Raw genomic sequence first — 12,548 nt, 5'->3', positions numbered from 1 at the left:
CCGTTCGCTGCTTGACGTTATCGGTCCGGCAGTGGTATATTTCATGTGCAATGTGTAACCGGTACCACATAGTGTGCGGCCGTAATGATATTACGAGACACTCAAGAGAGTGTTATTTAATGAGGAGGCTGCACCATGCCTACGATCCGCGATGTCAGCAAGCTGGCGGGCGTCTCCGTGGCGACCGTCTCGCGGCTGCTTAACAAAAGCGGATACGTCAGTCAGGAGGCCGAGAAATCGATTCTGAGCGCCATGCGCGAGCTGGACTATTCGCCGAATGAAGTGGCCCGAAGCCTGGCAGGCAAGAAGAGCCATACGATTGCGCTGATGGTGCCGGATATCTTGAATCCCTACTTCCCGAGAATTGCCAAGTCGGTCGAGCGAGAGGCGGAGGCGCGCGGATACAACGTCTTGCTGTGCGATTCCGATCATGACCCGGCGAAGGAGGAGCGCTATTTCGAGACGCTTCGCCGGAAGAAGATGGACGGGATTATTCTGGCGTCGTACAGCGCCCGCCCTTCGGGACTCAGGGAACTGCTGGAAAGGGACTTTCCGGTCGTCTCCGTAGACAATGTGTTTGATGCCGATTATCCGATGCTCGCCGTCACGGCGGACAACCGCGGCGGCGCCAGATTAGCGGTACGCCATCTTGCAGAGAGCGGCTGCCGGAGGATCGGCCACTTGCGCGGTCCTCGCGGCGTGTACACGGCGGAAGAAAGATATGAGGGCTACAAGGAAGAGCTGCTGCAATCGGGAATATTCGAGCCCGATCTGATTGCTCAAGGGGATTATAGCGCCGAGAAAGCGTATTCCGCAACGCTGGCACTGCTTGATCGTCATCCCCGAATCGACGGTCTGTTCGCAGGCAACGATCTGATGGCGGCGGGCGCGTTGCAGGCGCTTCGGGAAGCCGGACGCCAGGTTCCGGGGGACGTGAAGGTCGTCGGATTCGACGGCCTGGACATGCCGCTGCTGGCGCAAGAGCTGTCCACCGTCTCGCAGCCGATCGACGAGATGGGCGCGACGGCCGTCAGGCAGCTGGCGGATCTGATCGACGGCAAGCCGATCGAACGAACGGAACGGCGGCTGGGCGTGTCCCTGATCGTTCGCGGCACAACCGGCGTTTCTTCGCAAGATTCCTTGTATCCGTAGGGCTGTCTGCCGTACCTATTCTCGAATTGCAAAGGAGATCATCATGAATAACAAGAAAATCTTCGTCGTAGGAAGCTTGAATATGGATTTGGTCGTGAGCGCTGAACGCATGCCGAAATCGGGCGAGACGATTCAGGGGAGTGCGATCCGCTACGTTCCAGGGGGCAAGGGGGCGAATCAGGCGCTTTGCTGCGCAAGGCTCGGCTCCAATACAACGTTGATCGGCCACGTCGGGGACGACCTGTTCGGCAAGCAACTGGTTTCCTACTTGAACGAGAACGGAGTCGATACCCGCCATGTCGGCGTTCGCGCGGAAGCGGCGAGCGGAATTGCGGCGATTACGCACACGAAGGAAGACAACAGCATCATTGTCGTGGCCGGAGCGAATGGACTGTTATCCGCAGACGATGTCCAGGTGCTGGAGAATCTGCTGGAGGAAGGGGATGTCGTTCTCTTCCAGCTGGAGGTGCCGCTTGCGACCGTTCGCGAAGCGATGCGGATCTCCCGAAGCAAAGGAGCGGTGACCCTATTAAACCCGGCCCCCTATCGCGAGCTCGATGAGGGTATTCTTAAAGCGGCCGATTACTTGACGCCCAACGAAACGGAGCTTGAGCAGCTTGTAGGCCAGCCGGTCGGCGAGGATTCGGAATTGCAGGAGGCGCTTGTTCGTTGGGAAAGCCTTCATGCGGTGAGGCTGATCGTCACGCGGGGCGCGCGGGGATGCGCTTATGTGGCGGACGGACAATTGAAGACAGTCGCTCCCTTGAAGGTCGAGGCGGTCGATACGGTAGGCGCCGGGGACGCGTTTAACGGCGGCCTGGCTCACGGGCTATGCAAGGGCTGGGACCTCGATGCCGCTGTTGCCTTCGCGGTTAGAGTGTCCTCGTTGGCGGTTACCCGCTTCGGGGCGCAAGAGGGAATGCCGACGCTGGATGAGGTTGAAGCGACGATGCGGGCAGACGGCAAATGAATCGGAATGAAAAGAACGGAATCGGCCGGCGTTCATCGCCTGACGGTTCCGTTCTTGCGCTTGAAGCCTAGATGAGCAGCGTAATTACGAGCAGTTCATACAACACTAAAGTCAAGATGGCGTTCGAAGCGTACGGCCCGAAGAAACGCGCGTCTCCGGTCATCAGGTGGAGATACGTGTTATCCGAGCCGACGACGATGCCGTCGTAGGAATGACCGTCGATCGTCTCGACGCGGACCCGGCGGTTAATGCATTGTCCGCACACGCCCGACAGCTTCTGGCGGGTTTTGCGAAGCTGGTCGGACCATTGATTGTCCGCCTTGTACAACGGGGAAGCGCTGCTGACGGAACGGGATGGCATAGGCATTCCTCCTTGAGATATCTGCTTTATGTTATGCGCATGCCCAGGATGTTGTTCCCGGAACGGCGCTCGCCCGCGGGCAGGGTTCGACGATTTTCGAGCAGGGCTGCAAGGATGTTATGCACCTGTTCGGAGACAATGATATAATGTACGGGCAAGCTACATAGGAGAACGGACGGGGGAGCCGAAGACGCGCCTCCGGTTCGTCGTAGAAAGGGAAGAACATAATGGGACGACTCGTCATTTGCGATCATCCGTTGATCCAACACAAGGTCACGTTTATCCGTGATAAAATGACAAATACGAAGCAATTTCGCGAGCTGGTGGATGAAGTGGCCATGCTGATGGCCTACGAGCTTACGAGGGAAGTGCCGCTGTCTACGGTCCGCGTAGAGACGCCGGTGCAGAGCGCTGAGGGCAAGGTGATTGCCGGCCGCATGATGGGCTTGATTCCGATCTTGCGCGCAGGGCTCGGCATGGTCGACGGCGTGCTGAAGATCATTCCTTCCGCAAAGGTCGGGCATATCGGGCTGTACCGCGATCACGAGACGCTGCAGCCGGTGGAATATTACTGCAGCCTGCCTTCGGACGTGACGGAGCGCGAGCTGATCGTGATCGATCCGATGCTGGCTACGGGAGGCTCGGCCATTGCGGCGATCGATATGCTTAAGGCGAGAGGCTGCCGCCCGACGAAGCTGATGTGCCTGATTGCGGCGCCCGAAGGGGTCAAGGCGGTTCAGGAGAAGCATCCGGATATCGACATTTATTTGGCCGCTCTCGACGAGAAGCTGAATGAGCATGGCTACATCGTTCCGGGGCTGGGAGACGCCGGCGACCGACTATACGGGACAAAATAGAGCTGTATGCCGGAAAGGGAGAGAACAGATTTGAGCGACAAAATCAAAGTCATGACGATATTCGGCGTTCGGCCGGAAGCGATCAAGATGGCGCCGCTGATCCTGGAGTTGCAGAAATACCCCGATCGAATCGAATCGATTGTTTGCGTCACCGCGCAGCATCGGCAGATGCTGGACCAGGTGCTTGAGGTGTTCGATATCAAGCCGGATTACGATCTGGACGTGATGCAATCCGGTCAGACGCTGAACGAAATCTCGATCCGCGTTCTTCAGGGCCTGGAGCCTGTGCTTCGGGAGGCCAAACCGGATATCGTGCTGGTTCACGGGGATACGTTAACGACGTTCCTGGCCAGCTACTCCGCATTTATGCAGCAAATCAAGGTCGGTCATGTGGAAGCGGGCCTGCGGACCTGGAACAAGCTGTCTCCTTATCCGGAGGAGATGAATCGGCAGCTTACGGGCGTGCTGGCGGATATGCACTTCGCCCCGACAGAATGGTCGGCGGGGAATCTGCGCAAGGAAAGCAAGAACGAAGAGCATATCTATATTACCGGCAACACGGTAACGGATGTATTCCAGTACACGGTTAAGCCGGATTTTACCCATCCGGTGCTGGAATGGTCGGCGGGCAAGCGGCTAGTTCTGATGACGGCGCATAGGCGGGAAGCCCAGGGCGAGCCGCATCGCCGTATCTTCCGCGCGGTCAGGCGGATAGCGGATGAGTTTGAGGACATCGCGATCGTCTATCCGGTGCATCCGAGCCCGGCCGTGCGCGAGCCTGCCCAAGAAATATTGGGCGATCATCCGCGCATTAAGCTGATCGATCCGCTGGATGTCGTTGAATTCCATAACATTTACGCCCATACGCATCTGATCCTGACCGATTCCGGGGGGATGCAGGAGGAAGCTCCTTCCTTCGGCGTGCCCGTTCTGGTGCTGCGGGATACGACGGAGCGGCCGGAAGGCGTGGAAGCCGGAACGCTTGAGCTTGTCGGCACGGAGGAAGAGGCGGTTTATGGCCGTGCAAGGGCGCTGCTAACGGACAAGGCATTGTATGCAAAGATGTCCAACGCTTCCAATCCCTATGGAGATGGTCATGCCTCGCAGCGGATTGTCGAAGCGATTCTCCACCAATTTTTGGGGGCGCAACGCCCGGAAGCTTTTCGGAGCTAACCGGGTTATCGCGAGGAGGATATCGCGGAAGGCTTGGCGGGCGTACAGTATACAGTGCAACTGTATGGTTTGAGAGGCTGAAAAGTCGCGGCATTACGCGGTTTTCGATGTCGGTGTTCACATAAAATTTGAATTTGGTTTGATTGACAAACCGCTTTGCGCAAAGCTACAATATATCGTGGAACTTGGGTGGAAAGGGCTTACTTTGTCCATTATCTGACCTGAGGGAATAGCGAGGAGCGACGAAAGATGGCGAATTCCCCGAAGAGCCCTCCCCAGGACGAGAATCCTTGGCGGGCGGCCGGACTTGTGACGGCCATCGGTGTGGAGCTTGCCGCATTGGTCGGTCTTGGTTGGTGGCTTGGCAGCGTATACGATGACAGAAACGGTACGGATAACGGATACGTCATCGGGTTGGTCGTAGGTCTGGTGGCCGGAATCGGTTCAGCGATAGGCCTTATCCGCAAATATGCGGGAGGCAGGCGGTCATGATGGACGATTTAACGGTTCTAATGCGCAAGATCAGCCGAATTATATTCTTTTTTCTGTTCTTGGGTTGCTTAGGCTGGGCGATCTGGCCCGAGTGGGAGGTTTACTTCGGCGGGTTCCTGATTGGGACGGTTGGCAGTATCCTGTTTACTTGGCAGCTGGCTTGGAAGGTCATACGCATTGCCGAGATGGCGGTTGGAGGGCGTCGAGGAAGAGGCTTTGGCTTTTTATCCAGAGCATCCCTTGCATTGCTGGCAGCAGTCATATCGGTAAGAACATTGGGGTACGATCCTGCGGCTACGGTGGCTGGATTAATTATGGCCCCGATGGCAACACTCGTATTGGGATTATCGTCCATTCGCCGCAAGCGCGGAGGACATCGTTCAGACGAAAGGGGTGAAAAGCAATAACATGGATCATTTAGTGCCCATAATTAAAATCTTCGGGATTGAATTCGATCTTTCGGCCATATTGATGGTCTTCATCTCCAGCGTGGTCGTTTTTATTCTCGCAAGATTGGCGGTTCGCAATCTTTCTGTGGAAAATCCGGGCAAGCTTCAGAATTTTCTTGAATGGGTCGTCGAATTTGTTCAGAGTATCATCGGCATGGCGACGGACTTCAAGAAGGGCAGAATTTACACCGGGCTTGGCCTGGCGCTCATTATGTATATCTTCGTGAGCAACATGCTTGGACTTCCCTTCGGTATCGTCACGGAAGGCCATGAAGGCCAGACCGTGTTCGGACAAGAACTGGTCGTCAAAGAAGCCCACGATCATCTGGCGTGGCTCTGGTGGAAATCGCCTACAGCCGACGCTGCAATGACGATGGCGCTGGCGCTTACGGTTATCGGACTCTCGCATATTCAAGGTCTCCGCCACAACCGTAAGCACTATCTGAAGCATTACTTCGAGCCGTGGCCTTTCTTCCTGCCGATTAACTTGATCGAGACGGCCGCTAAGCCGCTTACGCTCGGTCTTCGTCTTTACGGGAATATCTACGCGGGCGAAGTCATGATCGGAATTATCTTGGGAATGGGCTGGATCGGTATTCCGGCGTTGCTCGTCTGGCAGGGCTTCAGTATTTTCGTCGGCGCCATTCAGGCCTTCGTCTTTACGATGTTGACGATGGTATACATCGGTCAAGCCAGCATTCACGAAGAACACTAAGCTATTGAATTACGCAAAACTAAAAATAAACCCACACTCTTAAGGAGGATTTACAAATGGTATACGGTCTTTTGGCAGCAGCAATTGTTTTTGGTCTTGGTGCGTTCGGCGCAAGTATCGGTAACGGTATGATCTTCAGCAAAACGATCGAAGGCATTTCCCGTCAGCCTGAGCTGCGCGGCTCCCTTCAAACGACGGCGTTCATCGGCGTAGGTCTGGTAGAAGCCCTTCCGATCATCTCCCTCGTTCTTGCGTTCATCTTGATGAATCAAGCGGTTTAATAAGGATTCAGGAATAAGGCGGGGAGTGCCGATGCCTCCACGCCTTCGCTTTGCGAGGCATGAAAACAGCTTATGAAAGCCGTGTGAAAGGAGAGCAGATCCGTCCATGAATATCATATGGTCTAACTTTTTCGTTCAACTGGTCGCGTTTATCATCTTGTTCCTCCTGCTGCAACGCTTCGCGTTCAAGCCGCTGTTCGGAATTATGGAGCAACGCCGCCAGATGGTTCTGGAGCAAATGAACAGCGCCGAGAAAAATCGCGCGGAAGCGGATCAATTCATAGAAGAGCAGAAGCAAGCGCTTCAGCAAGCGCGCAAGGAAGCTCACGACATTATCGAGCAAGCCCGTGTGACAAGCTCGAAGCAAGCGGACGATATCGTCCAGTCGGCTCGCAATGAATCCAGCCGAATGAAGGAAGAGGCGCTTCGCGAGATCGAAGCCGAGAAGAACAAAGCGGTTGCGGCGCTTAGAGCGCAAGTCAGCGGCCTGTCCGTGCTGATCGCATCCAAGATCATCGAGAAACAAGTTGACGAGCAATCGCAGAAGGAACTCGTTGATCAATACCTGCAGAATGTAGGGAAGCAATCATGAGCCGCAGTTCGGTAGTCGCCAAGCGCTATGCGAAGGGGCTGTTCCAAGCGGCGCAAGACAAAGGGCTCGTAGCGGAGACGGAATCTCAGCTTAGTCTGGTCGTCGAGGTGATCGAGGGAGACGCGAATCTGCGGGCTTTCCTCACCGCGCCGAACATCACGCTTGATACGAAGAAGCAGACGCTTCTGCAAGCATTCGGGGCGCAGGTTTCCCCGCTCGTGCTGAACGTGGTCGGTCTGCTGATCGAGCGCGGCCGCGAAGGCGAGATTGCGTCCGTTCTGGCCGCGTACCTGCAAGTCGCGGGTAACGCTCTGGGGCGTTCCGACGCGCATGTGACTTCGGCCGTGCCTTTGAGCGCGGAGGAGCAAGCGAAGCTGGCCGAGAAATTCGGAGCTTTGCTGAACAAGAAAATCCGGGTAACCAATACCGTTAATCCCGAGCTGCTGGGCGGTCTCACCGTCCGCATCGGAGATACGCTGTATGACGGAAGCCTGAAGGGCAAGCTTGAACGTCTGGACAAAGCGCTGCAATCGGCGGCGATCTAACGAATAACAATACCATTTGCAAGCAATGGAGACAGGGGTGAACGAATTGAGTATTAGGCCCGAAGAAATCAGCACGCTGATCAAGCAACAAATCGAGCAATACCAATCCGATATTCAAGTCGTCGACGTAGGCACCGTCATCCAGGTCGGTGACGGAATCGCGCGCGTGCACGGTTTGGAAAAATGTATGTCCGGGGAGCTTCTGGAGTTCTCCAACGGCGTTGTCGGCATGGCCCTCAACTTGGAGGAAGACAACGTTGGTGTCGTTATCATGGGACCTTATAAGGGTATTCGCGAAGGCGACCAAGTGAAAAGAACCGGCCGGATCATGGAAGTTCCGGTAGGCGAGCAATTGCTTGGCCGCGTCGTGAACGCTCTGGGTCAGCCGGTTGACGGCAACGGCCCGATCAACACGACCAAAACCCGTCCAGTCGAATCCCCGGCTCCGGGCGTTATGGCGCGTAAATCCGTTCACGAGCCGATGCAAACCGGCATTAAAGCGATCGACGCGATGATTCCAATTGGCCGCGGCCAACGGGAATTGATCATCGGCGACCGTCAAACGGGTAAAACGACGATCGCGATCGATACCATCGTTAACCAGAAGGGCAACGGTGTTATTTGTATCTACGTCGCAATCGGCCAGAAGCAATCGACCGTGCGCGGCTTGGTCGAAACGCTGCGCAAGCATGACGCTCTCGATTACACAATCGTCGTTACGGCCAGCGCATCCGAACCTGCTCCGCTCTTGTATCTTGCGCCGTATACGGGCGTATCCATGGGCGAGGAGTTCATGTACAACGGCAAGCACGTTCTGATCATCTATGATGACTTGACGAAGCAAGCGGCTGCATACCGTGAGCTTTCCTTGCTTCTTCGCCGTCCTCCGGGCCGCGAAGCTTATCCGGGCGACGTCTTCTACTTGCACTCCCGTTTGTTGGAGCGCGCGGCCAAGCTGAGCGACGAATTGGGCGGCGGTTCGATGACCGCGTTGCCGTTCATCGAGACGCAAGCGGGCGATGTCTCCGCTTATATTCCGACCAACGTTATCTCCATTACGGACGGTCAAATCTTCCTTGAATCGGATCTGTTCTACTCCGGCCAACGTCCGGCGGTTAACGTCGGTATTTCCGTATCCCGGGTAGGTAGCTCCGCGCAAATTAAAGCGATGAAGAAGGTTGCGGGCACGCTCAAAACCGACCTCGCGCAATATCGCGAATTGGCGGCGTTCGCGCAATTCGGCTCCGACCTCGATAAAGTCACGAAGTCGAGACTGGATCGCGGGATTCGTACGCTCGAAATCCTCAAGCAAGGCGTTAACCAGCCGCTTGCGGTCGAGCGCCAAGTCGTTTCCCTCTACGTTGTAACCAAAGGCCACTTGGATACGATTCCGGTTCAGGACGTTCGCCGTTTCGAATCCGAGTTCCTGTCTTATGTGGATGCGAATCGTCCGGAAATCTTCAGCTCGATCCGTGACACGAAGGATTTGACGGCTGAAACCGACAAGGCTTTGATCGACGCGATCGCAGCGTTCAAGAAGGGCTTTGCCGTAACTGGATAAGCTTGAATGACCGAATTCGGGACGCAACAATAGCTTGAGCCGGGCTTGCCGTCGGCAAGTCTGGCAATAAGGTGGTGAAACGATTGGCTAAAGGCATGCGCGAAATTAAACGCTCGATCAAGAGCAAACAAAATACAAAGCAAATTACGAAGGCGATGGAAATGGTCGCGGCTTCAAGATTGCGGAGAGCCCAGGAGGCTGCGCTTGCCGCCCGACCGTACACGGACAAGCTGAAGGAAGTAGTGTCCAGCATCGCGTCCGCATCCGGAGGGAGCAAGCATCCTATGCTTCAAAGCCGTCCGATCAAGAGGACGGCCTACCTGGTCATTACCTCCGATCGCGGTCTGGCCGGCGGATACAACGCCAACATCCTTCGTAAAGTGCTATTGACGATTAAAGAGAAGCACCGTTCCCAGGACGAATATGCGGTATTCGTAATTGGACGCAAGGGGCGCGATTTCTTCCAGCGCCGCAACATTCCTCTTGTCGATCAGGTAACGGGCTTATCCGATTCGCCGAAGTTCTCGGACATCAAAGACATTGCCGCCAGAGCGGTACAAGGCTTCGAATCCGGCACTTACGACGAGCTGTACCTGGCTTATAACGAGTTCCAGAACGCGGTCACGCAAATCCCGACGCTCAAACGCCTGCTTCCGCTTGCGGATATGAAGGCAGGAAGCGACAAAGCCGACTACGAGTATGAACCGTCGTCGGAGGAAGTGCTCAAGGTACTTCTTCCGAAGTATGCGGAGACGCTTGTGTTCAGTGCAGTTCTCGAAGGCAAAGCCAGCGAGTTCGGAGCGCGGATGACGGCGATGGGCAATGCGACGAAGAACGCGACGAAGATGATCGGCGACTTGACGCTCGTCTACAACCGTGCGCGTCAAGCGGCGATCACGCAAGAGATTGCGGAAATCGTCGGCGGAGCGAACGCACAGCAATAACAAGCGTGACAGTTGATCTAATACCATGCGGTTAACGATACAATTGCACTATAGGAGGTAAATCCATGAGCAAAGGTCGCGTTGTTCAGGTACTGGGACCGGTCGTCGATATCGAATTCGACCACGGGCACCTGCCTGACATTCTCAATGCGGTTAAAATTGAAGCGAAAGCCGAGAGCGCTGGCGGCAGCGATGTCAGCTTGACGGTTGAAGTCGCTCAGCATCTGGGCGACAATCTTGTTCGCGCAATTGCAATGTCTTCCACGGACGGTCTGGTTAGAGGTACGGAAGCCGTGGATCTTGGCGTGCCAATCACAATTCCGGTCGGCCCTGCGACGCTTGGCCGCGTCTTTAACGTCCTTGGCGACCCCATCGACGGCAAAGGTGAGCCAGATCGCACGCACACGAATCCGATTCACCGTTCGGCGCCTACCTTCGAAGAACTGACTACCCAGACCGAGATGTTGGAGACGGGAATTAAAGTCGTCGACTTGCTTGCTCCTTATACCAAGGGCGGTAAGATCGGACTGTTCGGCGGTGCGGGCGTAGGTAAAACCGTTCTTATGCAAGAGTTGATTCATAACATTGCATCCGAGCACGGCGGTATTTCCGTATTCGCCGGCGTAGGGGAGCGTACTCGCGAAGGTAACGACCTCTATCACGAAATGACCGAGTCCGGCGTTATCGCCAAGCTGGCGATGGTGTTCGGCCAGATGAACGAGCCTCCAGGCGCGCGTATGCGTGTCGCTCTGACAGGCTTGACGATGGCGGAATACTTCCGCGACCAGGACGGTCTGGACGTGCTTCTGTTCGTCGACAACATTTTCCGTTTCACCCAAGCGGGCTCCGAGGTTTCCGCCTTGCTCGGCCGTATGCCTTCCGCGGTTGGTTACCAACCGACGCTGGCAACCGAGATGGGTCAGCTTCAAGAGCGTATTACCTCCACGAAAAAAGGCTCCGTTACGTCGATCCAAGCGATCTACGTTCCTGCGGATGACTATACTGACCCGGCTCCGGCTACGGCGTTCGCTCACTTGGACGCGACGACGAACCTGGAGCGTAACATCGCGGCGATGGGGATTTTCCCTGCGGTTGATCCGCTGGCTTCCTCTTCCCGGATTCTTGCGCCTGAAATCGTGGGCGAAGAGCACTACAACGTTGCTCAAGGCGTAAAGAGATTGCTCCAGCGCTACAAAGAGCTTCAAGATATTATCGCGATTCTCGGGATGGACGAATTGTCCGACGAAGACAAACAAGTGGTGCAACGCGCACGCCGCATCCAGCTGTTCCTGTCTCAGCCGCTGCACGTCGCCGAGGCGTTCAACGGTATCCCGGGCGTGTATGCGCCTATTAAAGAAACGATCCGCAGCTTTAAGGAGATCCTCGAAGGGAAACATGACGATCTTCCGGAACCGGCTTTCCACAACGTCGGCGTCATCGAGGAAGCGGTCGAGAAAGCGAAGAGACTCGCTGCTGAGGTATAATCAAGCGGCCGGTTTGGAGGGAACGATATGAGTACCTTACGGTTGGAGATCGTCACTCCGGAGCACAAGGTTTACGAGAAAGACGTGAATATGGTCGTCGTCAAGGGCGTTTCGGGCGAGCTTGGGATTCTGCCCAACCATATTCCTCTGGTTACGCCGCTGAAGGTGGCTCCGGTGAAAGCCAAGATCGGCAATTCGGAAGAGTTTATTGCCGTTCACGGCGGCTTTATGGAAGTGCGTAAAGACAAAGTCGTCATTCTCGCCGAGGCTGCCGAGCTCGAAAGCGACATCGACGTCTCTCGCGCTCGTCTTGCCAAGGAACGCGCTGAGCGCCGTTTGGCGCAAAAGCAAGCGGATATTAGCGCACAGCGTGCCGAAATGGCCCTCATGCGCGCGATTGCCCGGTTGGAAGCGGTCGAGCACAAGAAATAAGTCAGACCGCCTTCTGCGGGATTCGAGAGAATCCTGCGGAGGGCGGTTTTTTTTGAACGATCAGAGAGGTTAAGATTCAGGCATGCTTTATCGACATCTGATAGCACGATACAAAATGTCTGCCACCGTGCCCAGGGACGGCGACAGACATTATTGATTGAGTGAATTGATGTAAGTTGCTATGGCTTGCGCTAAGTTGCTGTGAGTCACCCTAAGCTGCAGGACCGCCATAAGTAGCCGAGTCACTTTGGATGATTGAATGACTCTCTAAATCGCTTGGACTATCCAAGTTTGCGGACATCAGAGACCTTATTTTAAAAATCAGAGCGATTTTTAAGATGATGTGGACCTGAGAGCCGTTAAATGGTCTAGAAACCCTTAAATTTCCGAAATATAGGGTGAATAACGGTGCTCATGTCCGCGAAGAGCTTAAGTACTGGGGAAATCGCATGAATAAAGGCTCCTGTGTCCGCCACACCATCGACGCCAAAGAGGAACCGCCCCACGCTAGCACAAGATGCTAAATCAACCGCTATCTAT

15 protein-coding genes are annotated in these 12,548 nt (G+C 55.4%); 14 read left to right on the top strand and 1 reads right to left on the bottom strand.

Features of this window, described 5'->3' with window-relative positions:
- Positions 1-135: 135 nt before the first annotated feature.
- A complete protein-coding gene (locus ACFO1S_RS08620; protein WP_204602762.1) occupies positions 136-1,152 on the top strand; it encodes a LacI family DNA-binding transcriptional regulator in 1,017 nt (338 codons plus the stop codon).
- Between the two features lie 43 nt (positions 1,153-1,195).
- A complete protein-coding gene (gene rbsK / locus ACFO1S_RS08615) occupies positions 1,196-2,122 on the top strand; it encodes a ribokinase (protein ID WP_204602763.1) in 927 nt (308 codons plus the stop codon).
- Positions 2,123-2,189: 67 nt separating this feature from the next.
- Here rbsK and ACFO1S_RS08610 read toward each other — a convergent pair whose 3' ends face one another.
- Positions 2,190-2,483: an LSm family protein gene (locus tag ACFO1S_RS08610; protein WP_204602764.1), complete on the bottom strand. Its 294-nt coding sequence runs from the start codon at positions 2,481-2,483 to the stop codon at positions 2,190-2,192.
- A 227-nt stretch (positions 2,484-2,710) separates the two neighbouring features.
- Here ACFO1S_RS08610 and upp point away from each other — a divergent pair, with 227 nt between their 5' ends.
- From upp to ACFO1S_RS08550, 12 genes are all read left to right on the top strand, one after another.
- Positions 2,711-3,340 carry a uracil phosphoribosyltransferase gene (gene upp, locus ACFO1S_RS08605; protein WP_204602765.1) on the top strand — a complete coding sequence of 210 codons (630 nt, stop codon included), beginning with the start codon at positions 2,711-2,713 and terminating at the stop codon, positions 3,338-3,340.
- 51 nt (positions 3,341-3,391) lie between these two features.
- Positions 3,392-4,513, top strand: coding sequence for a non-hydrolyzing UDP-N-acetylglucosamine 2-epimerase (wecB, locus tag ACFO1S_RS08600; protein WP_378126663.1), 1,122 nt, complete (start codon positions 3,392-3,394; stop codon positions 4,511-4,513).
- A 249-nt stretch (positions 4,514-4,762) separates the two neighbouring features.
- Entirely contained in the window at positions 4,763-5,005 is a 243-nt protein-coding gene (locus tag ACFO1S_RS08595; RefSeq protein ID WP_204602767.1) for an AtpZ/AtpI family protein, read from the top strand.
- A complete protein-coding gene (locus ACFO1S_RS08590) occupies positions 5,002-5,412 on the top strand; it encodes an ATP synthase subunit I (protein WP_204602768.1) in 411 nt (136 codons plus the stop codon). The genes ACFO1S_RS08595 and ACFO1S_RS08590 overlap by 4 nt, the downstream gene beginning before the upstream one ends.
- 1 nt (position 5,413) lies before the next feature.
- A complete protein-coding gene (gene atpB / locus ACFO1S_RS08585; protein WP_204602769.1) occupies positions 5,414-6,169 on the top strand; it encodes a F0F1 ATP synthase subunit A in 756 nt (251 codons plus the stop codon).
- Between the two features lie 56 nt (positions 6,170-6,225).
- On the top strand, positions 6,226-6,450 hold the full coding sequence (gene atpE, locus ACFO1S_RS08580; RefSeq protein WP_204602770.1) for a F0F1 ATP synthase subunit C: 225 nt from the start codon (positions 6,226-6,228) through the stop codon (positions 6,448-6,450).
- A gap of 106 nt (positions 6,451-6,556) precedes the next feature.
- On the top strand, positions 6,557-7,042 hold the full coding sequence (atpF, locus tag ACFO1S_RS08575) for a F0F1 ATP synthase subunit B (RefSeq protein WP_204602771.1): 486 nt from the start codon (positions 6,557-6,559) through the stop codon (positions 7,040-7,042).
- A complete protein-coding gene (locus tag ACFO1S_RS08570; RefSeq protein ID WP_204602772.1) occupies positions 7,039-7,587 on the top strand; it encodes a F0F1 ATP synthase subunit delta in 549 nt (182 codons plus the stop codon). Before atpF ends, ACFO1S_RS08570 begins: the two co-directional genes overlap by 4 nt.
- Before the next feature lie 46 nt (positions 7,588-7,633).
- The gene (gene atpA / locus ACFO1S_RS08565) at positions 7,634-9,148 is read left to right on the top strand and encodes a F0F1 ATP synthase subunit alpha (protein WP_204602773.1); all 1,515 of its coding nucleotides are present in this window, start codon (positions 7,634-7,636) and stop codon (positions 9,146-9,148) included.
- 83 nt (positions 9,149-9,231) lie between these two features.
- Entirely contained in the window at positions 9,232-10,092 is an 861-nt protein-coding gene (atpG, locus tag ACFO1S_RS08560) for an ATP synthase F1 subunit gamma (RefSeq protein ID WP_378126600.1), read from the top strand.
- Between the two features lie 65 nt (positions 10,093-10,157).
- On the top strand, positions 10,158-11,576 hold the full coding sequence (gene atpD, locus ACFO1S_RS08555) for a F0F1 ATP synthase subunit beta (RefSeq protein ID WP_204602774.1): 1,419 nt from the start codon (positions 10,158-10,160) through the stop codon (positions 11,574-11,576).
- 27 nt (positions 11,577-11,603) lie between these two features.
- The gene (locus ACFO1S_RS08550; RefSeq protein ID WP_204602775.1) at positions 11,604-12,008 is read left to right on the top strand and encodes a F0F1 ATP synthase subunit epsilon; all 405 of its coding nucleotides are present in this window, start codon (positions 11,604-11,606) and stop codon (positions 12,006-12,008) included.
- The last annotated feature ends 540 nt before the right edge of the window (positions 12,009-12,548 follow it).

Origin of the sequence: Cohnella boryungensis, assembly GCF_042651945.1 — a bacterium.
GTDB lineage: Bacteria > Bacillota > Bacilli > Paenibacillales > Paenibacillaceae > Cohnella > Cohnella boryungensis.
Note: the sequence above shows the minus strand (reverse complement) of the source record. Positions and strands in the feature narration are given on the sequence as shown.

Coding starts and splice junctions, on each gene's coding strand:
- ACFO1S_RS08610 (WP_204602764.1), bottom strand. CDS start 2,483: ATGCCATCCCGTTCCGTCAGCAGCGCTTCCCCGTTGTACAAGGCGGAC.
- upp (WP_204602765.1), top strand. CDS start 2,711: ATGGGACGACTCGTCATTTGCGATCATCCGTTGATCCAACACAAGGTC.
- atpE (WP_204602770.1), top strand. CDS start 6,226: ATGGTATACGGTCTTTTGGCAGCAGCAATTGTTTTTGGTCTTGGTGCG.
- atpD (WP_204602774.1), top strand. CDS start 10,158: ATGAGCAAAGGTCGCGTTGTTCAGGTACTGGGACCGGTCGTCGATATC.
- ACFO1S_RS08570 (WP_204602772.1), top strand. CDS start 7,039: ATGAGCCGCAGTTCGGTAGTCGCCAAGCGCTATGCGAAGGGGCTGTTC.
- atpF (WP_204602771.1), top strand. CDS start 6,557: ATGAATATCATATGGTCTAACTTTTTCGTTCAACTGGTCGCGTTTATC.
- ACFO1S_RS08620 (WP_204602762.1), top strand. CDS start 136: ATGCCTACGATCCGCGATGTCAGCAAGCTGGCGGGCGTCTCCGTGGCG.
- ACFO1S_RS08550 (WP_204602775.1), top strand. CDS start 11,604: ATGAGTACCTTACGGTTGGAGATCGTCACTCCGGAGCACAAGGTTTAC.
- wecB (WP_378126663.1), top strand. CDS start 3,392: ATGACGATATTCGGCGTTCGGCCGGAAGCGATCAAGATGGCGCCGCTG.
- ACFO1S_RS08590 (WP_204602768.1), top strand. CDS start 5,002: ATGATGGACGATTTAACGGTTCTAATGCGCAAGATCAGCCGAATTATA.
- atpB (WP_204602769.1), top strand. CDS start 5,414: ATGGATCATTTAGTGCCCATAATTAAAATCTTCGGGATTGAATTCGAT.
- ACFO1S_RS08595 (WP_204602767.1), top strand. CDS start 4,763: ATGGCGAATTCCCCGAAGAGCCCTCCCCAGGACGAGAATCCTTGGCGG.
- rbsK (WP_204602763.1), top strand. CDS start 1,196: ATGAATAACAAGAAAATCTTCGTCGTAGGAAGCTTGAATATGGATTTG.